The following is a 15,591-nucleotide window of genomic DNA, read 5'->3' as shown; positions in this document are numbered from 1 at the left end:
AACGATAGGTCGGGCACCCGTACCGGGACACCCCCGTCTCACAGGCCGAGCACCGCCTCCATCACCGCCTTCGCGATCGGCGCCGCGTCCCCGCCCCCGCTGATGTCCGAGCGGTCCGCCGACGCGTCCTCCACCACCACCGCGACCGCCACCTTCGGCTCCATGTCCCGTTCGCCCTGCGCCCAGGACACGAACCAGGCATACGGCGTACCGGAGTTGCCGATGCCGTGCTGCGCGGTGCCGGTCTTGCCGCCGACGGTCGCGCCGGGGATCGCCGCGTTCGTGCCGGTGCCCTCCGTGACCACGTCTTCCATAAGTTCCCTCATCTGTACGGCCGTTGCGGGGTGCATGGCCTGGCGGACGGGGCGGGACGATCCGGCCGTCGACACCATCGCCCCGCCCCGCCTCGTCGTGCGCTCCACCAGGTACGGCTGCCGCACCTGCCCCCCGTTTGCGACCGCCGCCGCGACCATCGCCATCTGCACCGGCGTGGCCCGCGTGTTGTACTGGCCGATCGACGACAGCGCCAACTGGGCCTTGTCCACGGAGGTGTCGAAGGTGCTGGGGGAGACCGAGAACGGGATCCGCACCCCGGTGTCGTTGAAGCCGAACGCCTCCGCCGTGCCGCTCATGTTCCGCACGCCGACATCCACGCCCAGCTTCGCGAACACCGTGTTGCACGACCATTCGAAGGCGGAGCGGAGCGGGGCGTCCGCGCAGCCGTCGCCCTCGTTCGTGAGGGTCGTCGAGGTGCCGGGGAGCGTAAACGGGTCGGGGGACCTCGTCGCCGCGTCCAGGTCCGTCACCACCCCCGCGTCCAGCGCCGCCGCCGCGGTGACCACCTTGAACGTCGAACCCGGCGGATAGGTCTGCCGTACCGCCCGGTTGAGCATCGGCCTGTCCGGGTCGGCGTTCAGGCGGGCCCAACTGCGGTTCGCGGTACGGCCGTTGCCCGACAGGGCCCCGGGGTCGTAGGAGGGGGTTGAGACCAGGGCCAGGATGCGGCCCGTCGACGGTTCGATCGCGGCCACCGCGCCCGTGCGGGTGCCGAGTCCGTCGTAGGCCGCCTTCTGCGCGGCGGGATTGAGGGTGGTGACGACATCGCCGCCGGGGTTCTGGGCGCGGGTCAGGTCGTTCCACAGGGGGAACGGCGAGAGCATCTCGTCGGTGCCGGAGAGGATGCCGTCCTCGGAATGCTCAAGGAACGTCGTGCCGTACTCCTGCGAGGCGAAGCCGGTCACCGGCGCGTACAACGGGCCGTCCCGGTACGTCCGTTCGTAGCGGAGCTGCTCGCCGGAGTCCCGGGAGCCGGTGACCGGCCGGCCGTCGACGAGGATGGCGCCGCGCGGCTGGTCGTAACGGGCGATGGTCTGGCGGCGGTTGGCGGGGTTGTCGTCGTAGATGGGGGACTGGAAGACCTGGATGCGGGTGGCGTTCACCAGCAGGGCGAGCAGGAGCAGGGTGCAGAAGGCCGCGGCGAGACGGATGTGCCGGGTCATGGAGTCCTTCATGCGGCTACCTCGATGTCGTACTGACGGCGGGCCGAGTCGCTGACCCGGATCAGCAGGGCCACGATCGCCCAGTTGGTGACGACCGAGGAGCCGCCCTGGGCGAGGAAGGGCATCGCCATGCCGGTGAGCGGGATCAGGCCGGTCACCCCGCCCGCGATCACGAAGACCTGGAGCGCGACGATCGAGGCGAGGCCGACCGCGAGCAGCCGGCCGAAGGGGTCGCGCAGCGCGAGGCCCGCCCGGTAGCCGCGCTCCACGAGCAGGCCGTAGAGGATGAAGATCGCGGAGAGGCCGGCCAGGCCCAGTTCCTCGCCCGCCGTGGCCAGGATGAAGTCCGACTTCGCGGCGAAGCCGATGAGGATCGAGTGGCCGAGGCCCAGGCCGGTGCCGAGTATGCCGCCGGCCGCGAACGCGAAGAGGGACTGGGCGAGTTGGTTCGGTCCCTGGCCCGCGTCGATCGACGCGAAGGGGTGCAGCCAGTCGAGGACGCGGCTGTGGACGTGCGGTTCGAGCCGGCCGACCGCGACCGCGCCGAGGGTCGCGAGCAGCAGGCCGACCGCGATCCAGCCGGTGCGGCCGGTGGCGACGTAGAGGAGGGTCACGAACAGGCCGAAGAAGAGGAGCGAGGTGCCCAGATCGCGTTCCAGGACCAGGACGCCCACGCTCAGCAGCCAGATCGCGACGATCGGGCCCAGCACGCGGCCGGTGGGGAGCTGGAGGCGCCAGACGCGGCGGCCGGCGTAGGCGAGCGCGTTGCGGTTGGCCGCCAGGTAGGCGGCGAAGAAGATCGCGAGCAGCACCTTCGCGAACTCGCCCGGCTGGATGGAGAATCCGGCGATCCGGATCCAGATCCGGGCGCCGTTCACGGCCGGGAAGAAGACCGGGAGGGTGAGCAGCGCGAGCGCGGCGGCCACAGAGACGTACGCGTACCGCTGGAGGACGCGGTGGTCGCGCAGGGCCAGCACCACGACGATGAAGAGGGTCACGCCCAGGGTGGACCACACGAGTTGGGTGGGCGCCGCCCGGTCGCCCGGGGTCTCCAGGTCGAGCCGGTAGATCAGGACCAGGCCGAGGCCGTTGAGGAGCACCCCGATCGGGAGCAGGAGCGGGTCGGCGTACGGAGCCCGCAGGCGCACCGCCACATGCGCCAGCAGGGCGAGCACGCCGAGCCCGGCGCCGTAGCCGGCGGCGCCGGGCGGGACCGTGCCGTTCTTGGCCAGACCGACAGCGCAGTAGCCGTACACCGAGAGGAGTACGGCTACGACGATGAGGGTGAGTTCGATGCCACGGCGCCGGGGGAGGCGTACAGCGGGTGTGGGAAGGTCCGCTGTGACGGTGGTTCCGGCGTTGGTCATGTCCGGAACTTACCCAAATGGGACGGGTTGTGTGCCTTGGATGGCGAGTGTGTCTCGTCCGTCAGCACCAGCGGGGGGCGGGGCCGATGTTGTCGATGTAGCGCGCCGAACCCCAGGCCCAGGTGCCGTCCGTGAGCAGGTACCAGAGGTGGTTGCCCTGGACGTTGGAGCCACGGGTCTTGCAGAAGATCTTGACGTGTTCGCCGCGGTGCGCGTACCGGATGATCCTGCTGCCGCGGTCCGGCCGGGAGCGCAGGGCCAGTTCGCGCGCCGTCACGACGCCCCGGTACAGGCGCGGGTTGTTGTTGTGGTCGCCGCTCTGGTTGTGGTCGCCACGACCGTCGTCGTCGCCACGGCCGTTGTCGTCGCCGCGGCCGTTGTCGTCACCACGGCCGTTGTCGTCACCCTGCTGGTTGTGGTCACCGCGACCGTCGGAGTCCTCGTCGCCGCGCTGGTTCCCGCCGCCGTCGTCCTGGGGGCGGCTGATGCCCTGGTCGTCGTCGCCCCAGTCGTCGTCGGCCACGGCGGGCGTGACGGCGGCGGCGGTGACGAGCGCACCGGCGGCGACCGCTATACCGATACGACGGAGAGAGAGGCTGAGGGACATAGGGGTACCTCCAGAAATTGGGCGAACCTGACTAATCGCCACATTAGGAGGGGAGAGAGAGGTGCGCTCGTCACACTGGTCCACACGAGCGCGCCCCTTAGGGGCGCGGGGCTGTGTCGATATGCGGCTCCGCCGCGTGGGCGAGACCAGCCCCCACCGGCCGTCACCCGACGAACCACGCGTTCTTATCGCAAGGTCAACGTGGCCAGCGCCCCGCCGTCCTCCACGTTCGCGAACTCCAACCGCGCCCCCAACACCTCCGCCTGCCCCAGCGCGATGGTCAACCCCAGCCCGTGCCCGGTCGCACCCCCTTCCGTCCGGAACCGCTGCGGCCCGTGCTCCAGGAGATAGCCCGGGTACCCGTCCCCGTGATCCCGCACGGTCACCACCGCCCCGTCCACGGTCACCACCACCGGCCCCCGCCCGTGCCGGTGCGCGTTGGCGACCAGATTCCCGAGCACCCGCTCGAGCCGCCGCCGGTCCGTCTCCACCCACTCGTCCCGTACGACCCTGACCTCGGTGTCCGTTCCCGACGCCTGGACCACCCGCCCGGCCACCGCCCCCAACTGCTCGGTACCCAGCTCGACTTGCTCCCGCCGGGTGTCGAGCCGGGAGATCTCCAGCAGGTCCTCGGTGAGCGTGCGCAACGCGGCCACCCGGTCCCGCACCAGCTCGGTCGGCCGCCCCGGCGGCAGCAGTTCGGCCGCCGCGTGCAGCCCGGTCAGCGGGGTGCGCAGCTCGTGCGCCACGTCCGCCGTGAACCGCTGCTCGGTCAGCAGCTTGCCCTGCAGCGAGGAGGCCATCGTGTCCAGCGCGGCGGCCACCGCGGCCACCTCGTCCTGCGGCCGGGTCGCGTCCTTCGTACGGGGATCGTCGACCCGCGCGTCCAGGTCACCGGCGCTGATCCGCCGGGCCACCTGCGCGGTCCCGTGCAGCCGCCGGGTCACCCGGGTCACCGCGAACGCGCCGACCAGCAGGGTCGCCCCGATCGCCAGCGCCGAGGACCACACGATCGCCCGGTCGAGCCCGGCGATGGTGTCCGCGCCCTGCGAGTAGTCGACCGCCACGGCCAGCACCCGGTCGCCGTCGGCCGGTCCCGCCGCCCACATCGTCGGGCGCCCCCGGCGCTTGCCGACCATCGTGCCCCGGTCGCCGTCCACGGCCAGCCGCCGCAGCGGCACGGGCAGGCTCGCGGGATCGACACCGGCGCCGTGCAGCAGCGAGTCCCCGGCCTCGTACTGCGTGGTCGCCGTCCGCAGCTGCGACAGCGCCAGCTCGCGGGCCTGGCCCACGGTCCGGTCGGTCACCGACACATGCACGAGTACGCCGAGCAGGGCGGCCAGCGCGCAGCACATCACCGTGATGAACACGGCGGACTTGAAGGCGAGGGTCCCGGCCCAGCGGGGCAGCGCGAGCCCCGTCACGAGGTCGCCGAGGGCACGGGCGCGGGCGTCGCGCGGCGGACACCGTGCCTACGGCTGCCCGTGCGCAGGAACTCGTCGTGGGTCAGCAGCATCGCCTTCTGCTCGGCGTCCCAGGTCCACTGCACGCGGTACTCGTACCCCGCCAGCTCCGAGGGCGAGCGGATGATCACCGAACGCCCGGCCAGCTCGACCCCGCTCACCGCGTCGTCGTTGGCCATGACCTGCACGAGCCTGTGCTTCTCGACGGTGTAGACCCGCACGGCGGTCATCTTGGTGGGCAGCAGCCGGAAGCCCAGGGTCAGGTCGTCGTGCCCGTCGCCGGTCAGGTCGCGGTAGTAGGGCTTGAGGACGGGGCACTTGCTCCGGTCCCCGCTCTTGCCGCAGGCGTCGATCCGCTCGGCCGTTCCCCGGTACGGCGCCTTGGAGCCGACGTAGTCGCCCGGGTTCGCGTCGATCTCGGCCCGTACGACGGCGATCGGGTCCACCTTGCGGATGTCGTCCCCGGGAACGGTGACGCCCTTCACGATCTCGGTGTCCGCCTCGTCGAAGTCGTAGGCGGGGGAGGCGGCGGGCGACAGATTCGGCCAGAGCCGGGCGGGGCTGGTCGCCGTCGGGGTCGCGCCCGCGCCGCGCAGCGCGCCGGTGTCACCGCAGGCCGCCGCGGTCGCGAGCAGCAGGGCGACGACGGCGGCGGTGCGGAGGGGTCGACGGAACGGCACTGTTCTCCTGGAGAGGCACTGGTGTGGAACCTGTACACCCTATTCGTACGGAAGTCCTTTTTATTCACGCTCGTGGGTGGTTCGGGCGGAACGATTACTCGGCTGCTCGGAGGGTGGGCTACTCGGCCAGTTCCTCCAGCAGCCGGGCCGTGGACAGTCCCGCCCGCAGATACTCCACGAACAGTTCGTTGTGCAGCGCCCACGGCGAGCGGCGGGCGCGGATCAGCCGTATCGCCTCCTCGGTGGAGTACCCGCGCCGGACCAGCGCGTGCGCGACGACCAGTCCCGACCTGTTGTAGCCGTGATAGCAGCGGACGAGCACTTTCCGCCCCTCGTCCAGCGCGTCGCACGCGGCGACGGCCAGCCGCATCACGCCCGCCAACTGCGTCCCGTCCAGCGGCCCGTCCGGAATCGGCCACACATGGTGCTCGATGCCGGAGTCGGGCCCGTGCCCCGGCAGCCGCAACAGCGTCTGGACGAGATCGAACTCGTCCCGCACCACCGCGAACTCCCGTTGCCCCGAGCGCCCCCTGAACTCGTGCCCGCCCATCCACAGACCGGTGACGATCTCGCTCCACGGAGTGTCCGGAGCGGGTACGTCGGGTTGCTTCCTGCGCGTCCGCAACGGCGCCTCCCCAAGCCCCAGCGACTGACCCAAAGGTAACCGGGTTCTTGCCCCTTGAGCACCCCGCCTGTTCCCATGGTCGAGGGGTGATGGCGCATGAGTGGACTACGCGTCGTACCGACCTGGCGCCATGGTCAGGAACGGCTGTACGTCTGTCACACGGACGGAAGGAACGTCGCCTGGTACGACCGGGAGGCGGCCAGGATCAACCTGCTGAGCGAGGACCGCAGAGAGGACGTGCTGCACGCCCTCGGTCCCTTCCTCACCGGGCCGGTCACGATCGGCCCGCCGCCGGTGCCGACGCCCGCGGAACTCGCGCGGCTCAGCCTCCACCCCGACGACGACCTCGCGCCCAACCGCCCCGGCGAGGCGCTCCACCTGGCCCTCGACCGGGACCCGGGCCCGCAGCACCGGCTCCGCCCAGACCAGCGCCGCCGCGCCCTGACCGCCGAACAGGCCGTCGGCGAGGCCCTGGACGCACTCGACGGCGCGGGCTGGCACGCCCTCCACTCGATCCCGCTGCCCGGCGGCGACCGCCTCCACCACCTGGTGATCGGCCCCGGCGGCCTCTTCGCCGTACACACCCTGTACGCCCGTAAACAACGGGTCCGGGTCGCCGACCCCATGGTCACCCTGGGCCGCCGCGACCCGCTCCCCCTCCTCCGCCGAGTCCGCTCCGACGCCGCCCGAGCGTCCTACGCCCTCACCGCCGAGGTCCGCCCGATCCTCGCCCTGACCGACCCGACCGACGTCACGGTGACGACCCCACTCCGCGAGGTCCGCGTACTCCAGGACACGGAACTGCCCGGACTGGCAAGGACGGGCGGGGTGTTGAAGCCGGCGGACGTGGAGGCGTTGCACGCGACGGCTCGGGATCGGCATACGTGGGGGAAGGTGTGACGGGGCACGCCTGACGAGGGTGCCGGTCCCCCCCGGACCTTTCACCGCAGGTCGGCAATATCCAGCCCGTCCGGCCACCTCTCGACGCAGGCCACCCCAATCCAGCCCGTCCGGCGTTTGAGGACGAGGCCCCTTCAGGGCCGAAGCGGGGGTCGGGGGGCGGAGCCCCCAGGCGGGGCGGAAGGGGCGGCAGCCCCTGGGGATGGGACGGGTAGGGGCGGCGGGGGCGAAAATCAAGGCACCACCCCCGCCCGCCCCCCATCGACCAACGGCGCCAGCAAATCCCCGTACTCCCCCAGCCGTCCCCCCATGTCCGTTGCGAGAAAGGTCAGTTGGCGCACGGACCGGCACGTCTCCACCTCCTTCCACGTCACCGGTGCCGACACACTCGGTTCGGCGCGCGCCCGCAGGGTGTACGGGGTCGCCGTCGTCTTGCGGGCGGCGTTCTGGCTCCAGTCGACGAACACCTTCCCCGGCCGCAGACTCCGTGTCATCCGGTGGACGACGAGCCGGGGCATGGCCTTCTCCGCCTCCACGGCCAGCTCCTTCGCGTACTCGACGGCCCGCTCCGACGGCACCGGCTCCACCCCCGCCAGCAGATGCAGCCCCTTCGCCCCGGACGTCTTGGCGTACGCCTCGATCCCGTCCGCCGCCAGCCGCTCCCGCAGCCACACCGCGACCTCGCAGCACTGCACCACCGTCGCCGGTGCCCCGGGATCGAGGTCGAAGACCAGCCGGTCGGCGGAGCCCGGCGCCCCGATCACCCACTGCGGGGTGTGGAACTCGGTGACGAGGTTCGCCGCCCACATCAAGGACGCCAGGTTCTGCACCAGCACCATCCGGGCCGGCCCCTCCGACCTCGGCACCTCGGCCGTGGTGACCCACTCGGGCGTACCCGGCGGCACGTTCTTGGCGAAGAACACCTGACCGTCCGGCCCGTCCGGGTACCGCAGGAAGGACAGCGGCCGGTCCCGCAGATGGGGCAGCAGGGCCTCGGCGGTCGTGGCGTAGTAGTGCAGGACCTCGCCCTTGGTGAAGCCGTCCGCCGGGTACAGCACCTTCTCCAGGTTGCTGAGCGCGAGCCTTCGTCCCTCCACCTCTGTGATCGGCGTCATACGATGAGAATCCCACGGAAACGTGACGAACCGGACGTGGGCCGGAATCGGAAGGCGGGTGCGGCAGGTGCGATCCATATGGAACGGCGCCATCTCCTTCGGCCTGGTCAGCATCCCGATCAAGCTGGTGAACGCGACCGAGAGCCACTCCGTCTCCTTCCGCCAGATCCACACCGAGGACGGCGGCCGTATCCGCTACCGCAAGGTCTGCGAACTGGAGGAGCGCGAGGTCACCCAGGCCGAGATCGGCAAGGCGTACGAGGACGCGGACGGCACGATGATCCCGATCACGGACGAGGACCTGGCCCAGCTGCCGATCCCCACGGCCAGGACGATCGAGATCGTCGCCTTCGTGCCGGCCGACCGGATCGATCCCCTCCAGATGGACGCGGCCTACTACCTCTCCGCGAACGGCGTCCCCGCCGCCAAGCCGTACACCCTGCTGCGCGAGGCGCTCAAGCGCAGCCAGAAAGTGGCCATCGCGAAGTACGCGCTGCGCGGGCGGGAACGCCTCGGCATGCTGCGCGTCGTCGACGACGTGATCGCCATGCACGGGCTGCTCTGGCCGGACGAGATCCGTGCCCCCGAGGGCGTCGCCCCCGACACGAGCGTCACCGTCCGCGACAAGGAACTCGACCTCGCGGACGCCCTGATGGACACGCTGGGCGAGGTCGACCTCGCCGACCTCCACGACGACTACCGCGAGGCCGTAGAGGAGATGATCACCGCCAAGGCCGCCGGCGAACAGCCCGCCGACACCCCGGCCCCGGCCCGCAGCGGCAAGGTCCTCGACCTGATGGCGGCCCTGGAGAAGAGCGTCCGCGAGGCGCAGGAGTCGCGTGGCGCGGAGCCGGGAGCCAAGGCCGAGGTCACCTCCATCTCCTCGCGAGCGACCCCGAAGCAGGCCACCGGCAAGAAGTCGACCTCCACGGCGAAGAAGACGGCGGCGAAGAAGACGGCGGCGAAGAATACGACGACCAGGAAGGCGACGACCACGAAGGCGTCGGCCGCAGGATCCGCGAAGAAATCAGCGCAAACGCAGGGGACGAAGAAGACCGCCGCGAAGAAGACCCCGGCGAAGAAGGCGACTCCCCGCAAGCGAACCGCCTGAGCCCCCGCTCGCCGCGCAGCGCTACCCCACCCGCCGCAACGCCAGCACCGCGTTGTGCCCCCCGAACCCGAACGAATTGCTCAATGCGAGGTCCCCGCCCTCCGGTACATCCAGCGGCACCCCCACCACCACGTCCAACCCCAACGCGTCGTCCAGCTCCCCACTCCCCACGGTCGGCGGCACCACCCCGTGATGCAGCGTGAGCACGGTCGCCACGGCCTCGACCCCGCCGGCCGCCCCCTGCAGATGCCCGAGATGCCCCTTGAGCGCGGTGACGGGCACGGCCCGCGGCCCGAACACGGCCCGCAGCGCCTCCGCCTCCGCGAGATCGCCCTCCACCGTCGCCGTGGCATGAGCGTTCACATGTACGACGTCCACGACATGGCCGCCCGCGTCCCGCACCGCCCGCCGCACCGCGAGCGCGACACCGGCACCCGAGGGATCCGGCGCCGCCATGTGGTGCGCGTCGGCGGACAGCCCCCACCCGGCGGCCTCGCAGTAGATCCGTGCCCCACGCGCGCGTGCGTGCTCCTCGGCCTCCAGGACGAGCACCCCCGCGCCCTCCCCGTTCACGAACCCGTCCCGGTCCTTCCCGAACGGCCGTGACGGCGACGAACCGTCCGCGGGCCCGTGCGTGGACAGGGCCCGCATCGCGGCGAACGACGCCATGATCGCCGGCGTGACGACCGCCTCGGCCCCGCCCGCGAGGGCGATGTCGACCCGGCCGTACCGTATGCGGTCGATGGCGGCCCCGATCGCCTCGGTGCCGGAGGCACACGCGGCGGTGACCGTGCGGGCCTCGCCGGTGATGTGCAGGTCGAGGGAGACCTGGGACGCGGCCTGCGAGGGCACGGTCATGGGGGTGGTGAGCGGTGAGACCGCACGGGGTCCCTTGTCCCGCAGCTTGCGGTCGCCGCCGACGAGCACGGACGCGTCCCCGAGGATCGCCCCGAGGCTGACGCCGACCCGTTCGGGATCGAGCCCGCTCTCCCGCGTGCCGCCCGCCACGAACCCGGCGTCGCCCCACGCCTCCCGCGCGGCGAGTACGGCGAACTGCGCGGCCCGGTTCATCCGCCGCGCCGCCGCCCGCGGCAGCAGCTCCGCCGGGTCGACGGGCACGGTCCCGGCCACCCGCACGGGCAGCTCCGCGAACTCCTCGCCGTCCAGTTCCCGGATCCCGTGCCGACCGTCGAGCAGCCCCCGCCACAGCTCGCCGACCCCGACCCCGAGCGGCGTGACGGCCCCGAGCCCGGTGACCACCACCCGCCGTGGCCCGTTCACGACCGCCTCCCGCTCCGGCCGCGGACGATGCCGTACGACGTACTCCGCGCCGCCCCAGCCACGGACCTCGGCATCGGCCGCGACCTCTCCCGCCGCCCCGTCGAGGTCCCGGTGCCACACACCCCAACGCCGTACGTACGACACCTCGTCGGCACGCGGATCGACGACCCGCAGGGTGGTCACCCGGTCGCCGTCGCGGAACTCGACCGCCCCGAGATCGTCGGAGTCGAGGCGGGGGACCGCCCCGACGTCCATCCGGTGGCCGGCGACGGTGACGCGCAGGTTCCGCCCGAGCACCTCGTCCCGGTCGGCCCCGCCGAGCGGCGGACGCAGCGCCAGCCGGATCGTCTCCGGGGTCTCGGGCAGCGTGTGCATCACGACGTACCAGCAGTCGCGTTCGGCGTCGTCCGGAGTCAGGGCGATCAGATCGCCCGGGATGACTTCGGCGGCGCTCACCGGGTGAGGAGCGAACGGAATCTCCGGCGAATAGGGTGAATTGGACATACCTCTACACACTCCCTGTGCTCAGAACGGACTTATGGTGCGCGGCAAACCATCCCGAGTGAACTGGACGAAACCGGAAAACGCCACGGTTGAACGATGAACCTCTTGCGGCTCGGGGGCTCTCAAGGTCGGCCGGAATGGGCCGAGTTGCCGGATTCGATCACCGGTCTTATGTGTGGAACGTCACTTTCGAGGCCGCGGTCGCCGTCCCCGCCCCCGCCTTGTTCCCTGGATTTAACGCGAGGCCCTCTGGCAACTCCCTTTCTACGCGCGTAACTTGAGCCGACTCCCCACAGGCACCGGTATCGGCAGCTACACGAAGTACGAGGAGACCTCCAGCGTGTCCAGACCTGAAGGGCGCAGATCCCGCGCCCGCCGCACCGCCTGCTCGATCGTCTCGGTGGGCGCGGCGGGAGCGTTCGCCTTCACCGCCCTGCCCGCCGCGCACGCCACCCCGTCGGCCTCGGCGGTGATCGCCGAGGTGTACGGCGGCGGAGGCAACTCGGGAGCCACCCTGACCCGGGACTTCGTGGAACTCGGCAACGCCGGTTCCACGGCCTACGACCTGTCGGGCTACAGCGTGCAGTACCTGCCCGGTTCGCCCTCCTCCGGCTCCACTTGGCAGGTCACCGCCCTCACCGGCGCGATCGCCCCCGGCGCCCGCTACCTGGTCGGCGAGGGCACCGGCAGCGGCGGCACCACCGCGCTGCCGACCACCGACGCCGGCGGCTCGATCGCCATGAGCGCCACCTCCGGCACGATCGCCCTGGTCTCCGGCACCACCGCGCTCACCTGCAAGACCGCCGCGGACTGCGCGGCCGACACCCGCGTCGTCGACCTGACGGGCTACGGCACCGCGGTCGTCCGCGAGGGCAGCGGCCCGGCCACCGGCGCCTCCAACACGGCCGCCGTCGCGCGTGCCGCCTCGCTCGCCGACACCGACGACAACGCGGCGGACTTCACCGCCGCCACCCCGTCACCGGTCAACTCGGCGGGCCAGACGCCCGGTTCGGGCGACGGCGGCGGTGACGGCGGCTCGCCGACCGACCCCGGCACCGTCCGCGTGCACGACATCCAGGGCACGACCCGCCTCTCGCCGTACTCCGGCCAGACGGTCACCCGGGTCCCCGGCATCGTCACCGGCGTCCGCTCCAGCGGCTCCCTCGGCTACTGGATCCAGGACCCGACGCCCGACAACGACCAGCGCACCAGCGAGGCCGTCTTCGTCTACACCGGCTCCACCAAGCCCACGGTGGCGGTCGGCGACTCGGTCCTGGTCACCGGCAAGGTCAGCGAGTACTACCCGAGCAGCACCAGCCAGTCGAACACCGAGATCACCGGCCCGACGACCACGGTCCTCTCCAGCGGCAACGCCCTCCCGGACGCCGTGACCCTCGATGCCACCTTGGTCCCCGACGCCTACATCCCGACCGCGTCCGGCGGCAGCATCGAGTCCCTCGCGCTCCAACCCACCGTCTACGCCCAGGACTTCTTCGAGTCCCTGGAGGGCATGCGGGTCACGTTCGCCGACGCGCGCGTGGTCGGCGCGAGCGACGCGTACGGCGAGCTGTGGGTCACCGTGAAGCCCGACGAGAACGCGACGGCGCGCGGCGGCACCCTGTACTCCTCCTACGACCAGCCCAACACCGGCCGTATCGAGGTGATGTCGCTCGACACGACGTCAACGTTCCCCGTGGCCAACGTCGGTGACGAGCTGTCAGGTGTCACGACCGGCCCCCTCGACTATTCCACCTACGGCGGCTACAACGTCCAGGCCACCCAGCTCGGCACCCTCGTCGACAACGGCCTGAAGCAGGAAGTGACGCGCAAGCAGAAGAAGGACGAGCTGGCGGTCGCCACGTACAACGTGGAGAACCTGGACGCGCTCGACACCCAGGAGAAGTTCGACCGGCTCGCCGAGGGCGTCGCGGTCAACCTCAACTCGCCCGACATCGTGGCCCTGGAGGAGATCCAGGACGACAACGGCGCGACCAACGACGGCACGGTGACGGCCGAGGCCACCCTCAAGCGCTTCACGGACGCGGTCCGCGCGGCCGGCGGCCCGGTCTACAAGTGGCGTTACATCTCCCCGACCAACGACGCGGACGGCGGCGAGCCCGGCGGCAACATCCGCCAGGTCTTCCTCTTCAACCCCAAGCGGGTCTCCTTCACCGACCACCCGGGCGGCGACGCGACCACCGCGACGAGCGTGGTGAAGACCCGCAAGGGCGTCGAACTCACCTACTCCCCGGGCCGGATCGACCCGACCAACGCGGCCTGGGAGGACAGCCGCAAGCCCCTGGCCGGTGAGTTCACCTTCCAGGGCGAGCAGGTCTTCGTGGTCGCCAACCACTTCATCTCCAAGGGCGGCGATCAGCCGATCCACGGCCGCTATCAGCCTCCGGCCCGCAGCTCCGAGACCCAGCGCGCGGCCCAGGCGGCGGAGGTCAACACCTTCGTCAAGTCCCTGCTCGCGGCGGACAGGAACGCCAAGGCGATCGTCCTCGGCGACCTGAACGACTACGAGTTCTCCCAGACGGTGACCACCCTGACGGCCGACAAGGTCCTCACGCCCCTGATCACCACCCTCCCCGCCGCCGAGCGCTACACCTACGTCTACGACGGCAACTCCCAGACCCTGGACCACATCCTGACCAGCCCCGCGGTGACGTCCTTCAACTACGACGTCGTGCACATCAACGCGGAGTTCGCGGACCAGGCGAGCGACCACGACCCGCAGATCGTCCGGATCGACGTGTCGAAGTGCCGTAGGCACTAGCACTGTTGGAGGGTGACGGGGGCAGGACGGCGCGAGCCGTCCAGCCCCGTCACCATGACCGGCCGCCTCCCGCCTCCCGCTTCCCGGGGAGGGCAACCCCCTAAGAGGCGCGGGGAACTGCGCGACCAGCCACAACGCCGCCGCACTCGCAAGACAACACAAGCCACTCAGACGCTAAGGCGCACACCCCGGTCCGCCGCACTCCGCCCCATCACCATGACCAGCCCGACCCCCACCACCAGCCCCACCGCGGGCAACACCGGGAACCGCCCGCCAAAGGCGAACCCATGCCCGGCGAACCAGATCAGCGCACTCACACTCGCCGCCATCCCACCCCACAACGCCCAAGACCGACGCGGGAGTTCACGCGGCAGATCACCCGGCCGCGTCCGCTCGTACACCACCGCGAGCCCACGCTCCAACGGCCCCAGCGCCGCTACGACCCCCACCAGCACCACCCCGAGCACGGCCAGCCACGGCACCCGCAGCGCCCACCAAGTCCCCGACCCGTAGGCCGGTTCGGGAGCGAGCCCGGTGAGATAGAAGGCGCCGGCAACGATCAGCGCCGGCAGCATGTGCCACAGGTAGAGCGTCATACTGGCCCCGCCCAACGGCCGTACAAGTCCCCAGAGTTGCTCACGCGCCAACAGCCGTCGCAGCGCGGGCGCGAGCAGCAGCGCCAGCCCGGCCTGACCAACTGCCCAGGCCAGCATGGCCGCTGACGGGGGATTGGTGTTGCTGGGGCTCTGCCCGGTGACGAGGATCAGGCTCACCGGGAAGGGCCCGAGGGCGACCAGCGCGGCGAAGGCGGCGGCACCGCCCGCGGCCATGAACGCGGGGAGGGCGGACCGCTCGGCGAGGAGCTTGTCCCGCCAGCAGAAGCCCAGTTGATAGGCGACGCCCCACACGAGCACGTAGTTCAGCAGCCCGACACCAGGTGTGTGCACGGTGACCACCAGCGTGTCGGCGACCAGGGCGACCATCCCCATCGTCACCGGTACACGCAGTCCCCATCGCCGATGTGCCGCGTGCAGGGCGGGAGTTGCCGCGCTGAGCAGCAGATACACCGGCAGGAACCAGAACTGCATGGCCATGGCCCACCCGACGAGCGCGAGGGTGTCGGGGTCCACGCCGACCGCCGCGCAGATCGCGACGGCGACCAGCACCAGCCCGCTGTACACCCCGGCGGGCAGTAACAGCCGTAGCGCCCGCTGCCCCACCCAGCCGGTGGCCGTACGGCCGTCGGTCCGCGCCCGAGCCCAGGAGCCACCGGCCGCGTGTCCGCCGGCCAGGAAGAACAACGGCATGATCTGGAAGCCCAGAGTGAGCCACTGGGTCCAGGGCACGGTCGCGAGCAACTCCGGTGCGCTGATCACCCCGTTGGGCTCCCGCACCAGCCCGGTGATCAGCCAGTGCCCGAACACCACCAGCACGATCGCCCACGCCCGCAGGAAGTCGACGTAGCGATCCCGGTCCCCGCTCAAATCCCCCATGGGACGCCATGGTGCCGGGGGAGTACGGGAGTTGGGGCGGACGTGCGCTCTCCCGCAACCAATCCGTGCCCGTCACGACACCCGAACTCGGCCCTGGTTTCTCTTGACCCACCCATGCCTTGACTCGCCCCTGTCAACACTGCTTCCCTGGGCCCACACATCGAATT

At 71.3% G+C, this 15,591-nt stretch carries 12 protein-coding genes; 3 read left to right on the top strand and 9 right to left on the bottom strand.

The window, feature by feature from the left end:
• Positions 1-38: 38 nt before the first annotated feature.
• From OH768_RS17540 to OH768_RS17515, 6 genes are all read right to left on the bottom strand, one after another.
• Entirely contained in the window at positions 39-1,499 is a 1,461-nt protein-coding gene (locus OH768_RS17540; RefSeq protein ID WP_406465315.1) for a penicillin-binding transpeptidase domain-containing protein, read from the bottom strand.
• A gap of 8 nt (positions 1,500-1,507) precedes the next feature.
• Positions 1,508-2,866, bottom strand: coding sequence for an FtsW/RodA/SpoVE family cell cycle protein (locus tag OH768_RS17535; protein ID WP_406454665.1), 1,359 nt, complete (start codon positions 2,864-2,866; stop codon positions 1,508-1,510).
• Positions 2,867-2,927: 61 nt separating this feature from the next.
• Positions 2,928-3,473 carry an SH3 domain-containing protein gene (locus OH768_RS17530; protein WP_406454663.1) on the bottom strand — a complete coding sequence of 182 codons (546 nt, stop codon included), beginning with the start codon at positions 3,471-3,473 and terminating at the stop codon, positions 2,928-2,930.
• A gap of 185 nt (positions 3,474-3,658) precedes the next feature.
• Positions 3,659-4,897 carry an ATP-binding protein gene (locus OH768_RS17525; RefSeq protein ID WP_406454661.1) on the bottom strand — a complete coding sequence of 413 codons (1,239 nt, stop codon included), beginning with the start codon at positions 4,895-4,897 and terminating at the stop codon, positions 3,659-3,661.
• The gene (locus OH768_RS17520) at positions 4,894-5,616 is read right to left on the bottom strand and encodes a hypothetical protein (protein ID WP_406454659.1); all 723 of its coding nucleotides are present in this window, start codon (positions 5,614-5,616) and stop codon (positions 4,894-4,896) included. Before OH768_RS17520 ends, OH768_RS17525 begins: the two co-directional genes overlap by 4 nt.
• 118 nt (positions 5,617-5,734) lie before the next feature.
• Complete coding sequence (locus OH768_RS17515) at positions 5,735-6,241, bottom strand: dual specificity protein phosphatase family protein (protein WP_406454657.1); 507 nt, start codon at positions 6,239-6,241, stop codon at positions 5,735-5,737.
• Between the two features lie 96 nt (positions 6,242-6,337).
• Between OH768_RS17515 and OH768_RS17510 the strand changes: the two genes are divergently transcribed.
• Positions 6,338-7,141: a nuclease-related domain-containing protein gene (locus tag OH768_RS17510; RefSeq protein WP_406454655.1), complete on the top strand. Its 804-nt coding sequence runs from the start codon at positions 6,338-6,340 to the stop codon at positions 7,139-7,141.
• Positions 7,142-7,374: 233 nt separating this feature from the next.
• Here the strand turns inward: OH768_RS17510 and ligD are convergent, their stop codons facing one another.
• A complete protein-coding gene (ligD, locus tag OH768_RS17505; RefSeq protein WP_406454653.1) occupies positions 7,375-8,256 on the bottom strand; it encodes a non-homologous end-joining DNA ligase in 882 nt (293 codons plus the stop codon).
• A gap of 58 nt (positions 8,257-8,314) precedes the next feature.
• Here ligD and OH768_RS17500 point away from each other — a divergent pair, with 58 nt between their 5' ends.
• The gene (locus tag OH768_RS17500) at positions 8,315-9,367 is read left to right on the top strand and encodes a Ku protein (RefSeq protein ID WP_406454651.1); all 1,053 of its coding nucleotides are present in this window, start codon (positions 8,315-8,317) and stop codon (positions 9,365-9,367) included.
• Between the two features lie 21 nt (positions 9,368-9,388).
• On the opposite strand, the gene OH768_RS17495 is transcribed toward OH768_RS17500, so the two are convergent.
• Positions 9,389-11,152 carry a beta-ketoacyl-[acyl-carrier-protein] synthase family protein gene (locus tag OH768_RS17495; RefSeq protein ID WP_406454649.1) on the bottom strand — a complete coding sequence of 588 codons (1,764 nt, stop codon included), beginning with the start codon at positions 11,150-11,152 and terminating at the stop codon, positions 9,389-9,391.
• Between the two features lie 400 nt (positions 11,153-11,552).
• Here OH768_RS17495 and OH768_RS17490 point away from each other — a divergent pair, with 400 nt between their 5' ends.
• Positions 11,553-13,931: an endonuclease/exonuclease/phosphatase family protein gene (locus OH768_RS17490; protein WP_406465314.1), complete on the top strand. Its 2,379-nt coding sequence runs from the start codon at positions 11,553-11,555 to the stop codon at positions 13,929-13,931.
• 167 nt (positions 13,932-14,098) lie between these two features.
• On the opposite strand, the gene OH768_RS17485 is transcribed toward OH768_RS17490, so the two are convergent.
• Positions 14,099-15,424, bottom strand: coding sequence for an acyltransferase (locus OH768_RS17485; protein ID WP_406454647.1), 1,326 nt, complete (start codon positions 15,422-15,424; stop codon positions 14,099-14,101).
• Positions 15,425-15,591 lie beyond the last annotated feature (167 nt).

Origin of the sequence: Streptomyces sp. NBC_01622 (assembly GCF_045209635.1) — a bacterium.
GTDB lineage: Bacteria > Actinomycetota > Actinomycetes > Streptomycetales > Streptomycetaceae > Streptomyces.
The sequence above is the reverse complement of the archived record's forward strand: the minus strand, read 5'-3'. Positions and strand labels throughout refer to the sequence as shown.

Bases quoted from the DNA above. Each gene is read 5' to 3' on its own strand.
- OH768_RS17540 (WP_406465315.1), bottom strand. From the start codon at position 1,499: ATGACCCGGCACATCCGTCTCGCCGCGGCCTTCTGCACCCTGCTCCTG.
- OH768_RS17535 (WP_406454665.1), bottom strand. From the start codon at position 2,866: ATGACCAACGCCGGAACCACCGTCACAGCGGACCTTCCCACACCCGCT.
- OH768_RS17530 (WP_406454663.1), bottom strand. From the start codon at position 3,473: ATGTCCCTCAGCCTCTCTCTCCGTCGTATCGGTATAGCGGTCGCCGCC.
- OH768_RS17510 (WP_406454655.1), top strand. From the start codon at position 6,338: ATGAGTGGACTACGCGTCGTACCGACCTGGCGCCATGGTCAGGAACGG.
- ligD (WP_406454653.1), bottom strand. From the start codon at position 8,256: ATGACGCCGATCACAGAGGTGGAGGGACGAAGGCTCGCGCTCAGCAAC.
- OH768_RS17495 (WP_406454649.1), bottom strand. From the start codon at position 11,152: ATGTCCAATTCACCCTATTCGCCGGAGATTCCGTTCGCTCCTCACCCG.
- OH768_RS17485 (WP_406454647.1), bottom strand. From the start codon at position 15,424: ATGGGGGATTTGAGCGGGGACCGGGATCGCTACGTCGACTTCCTGCGG.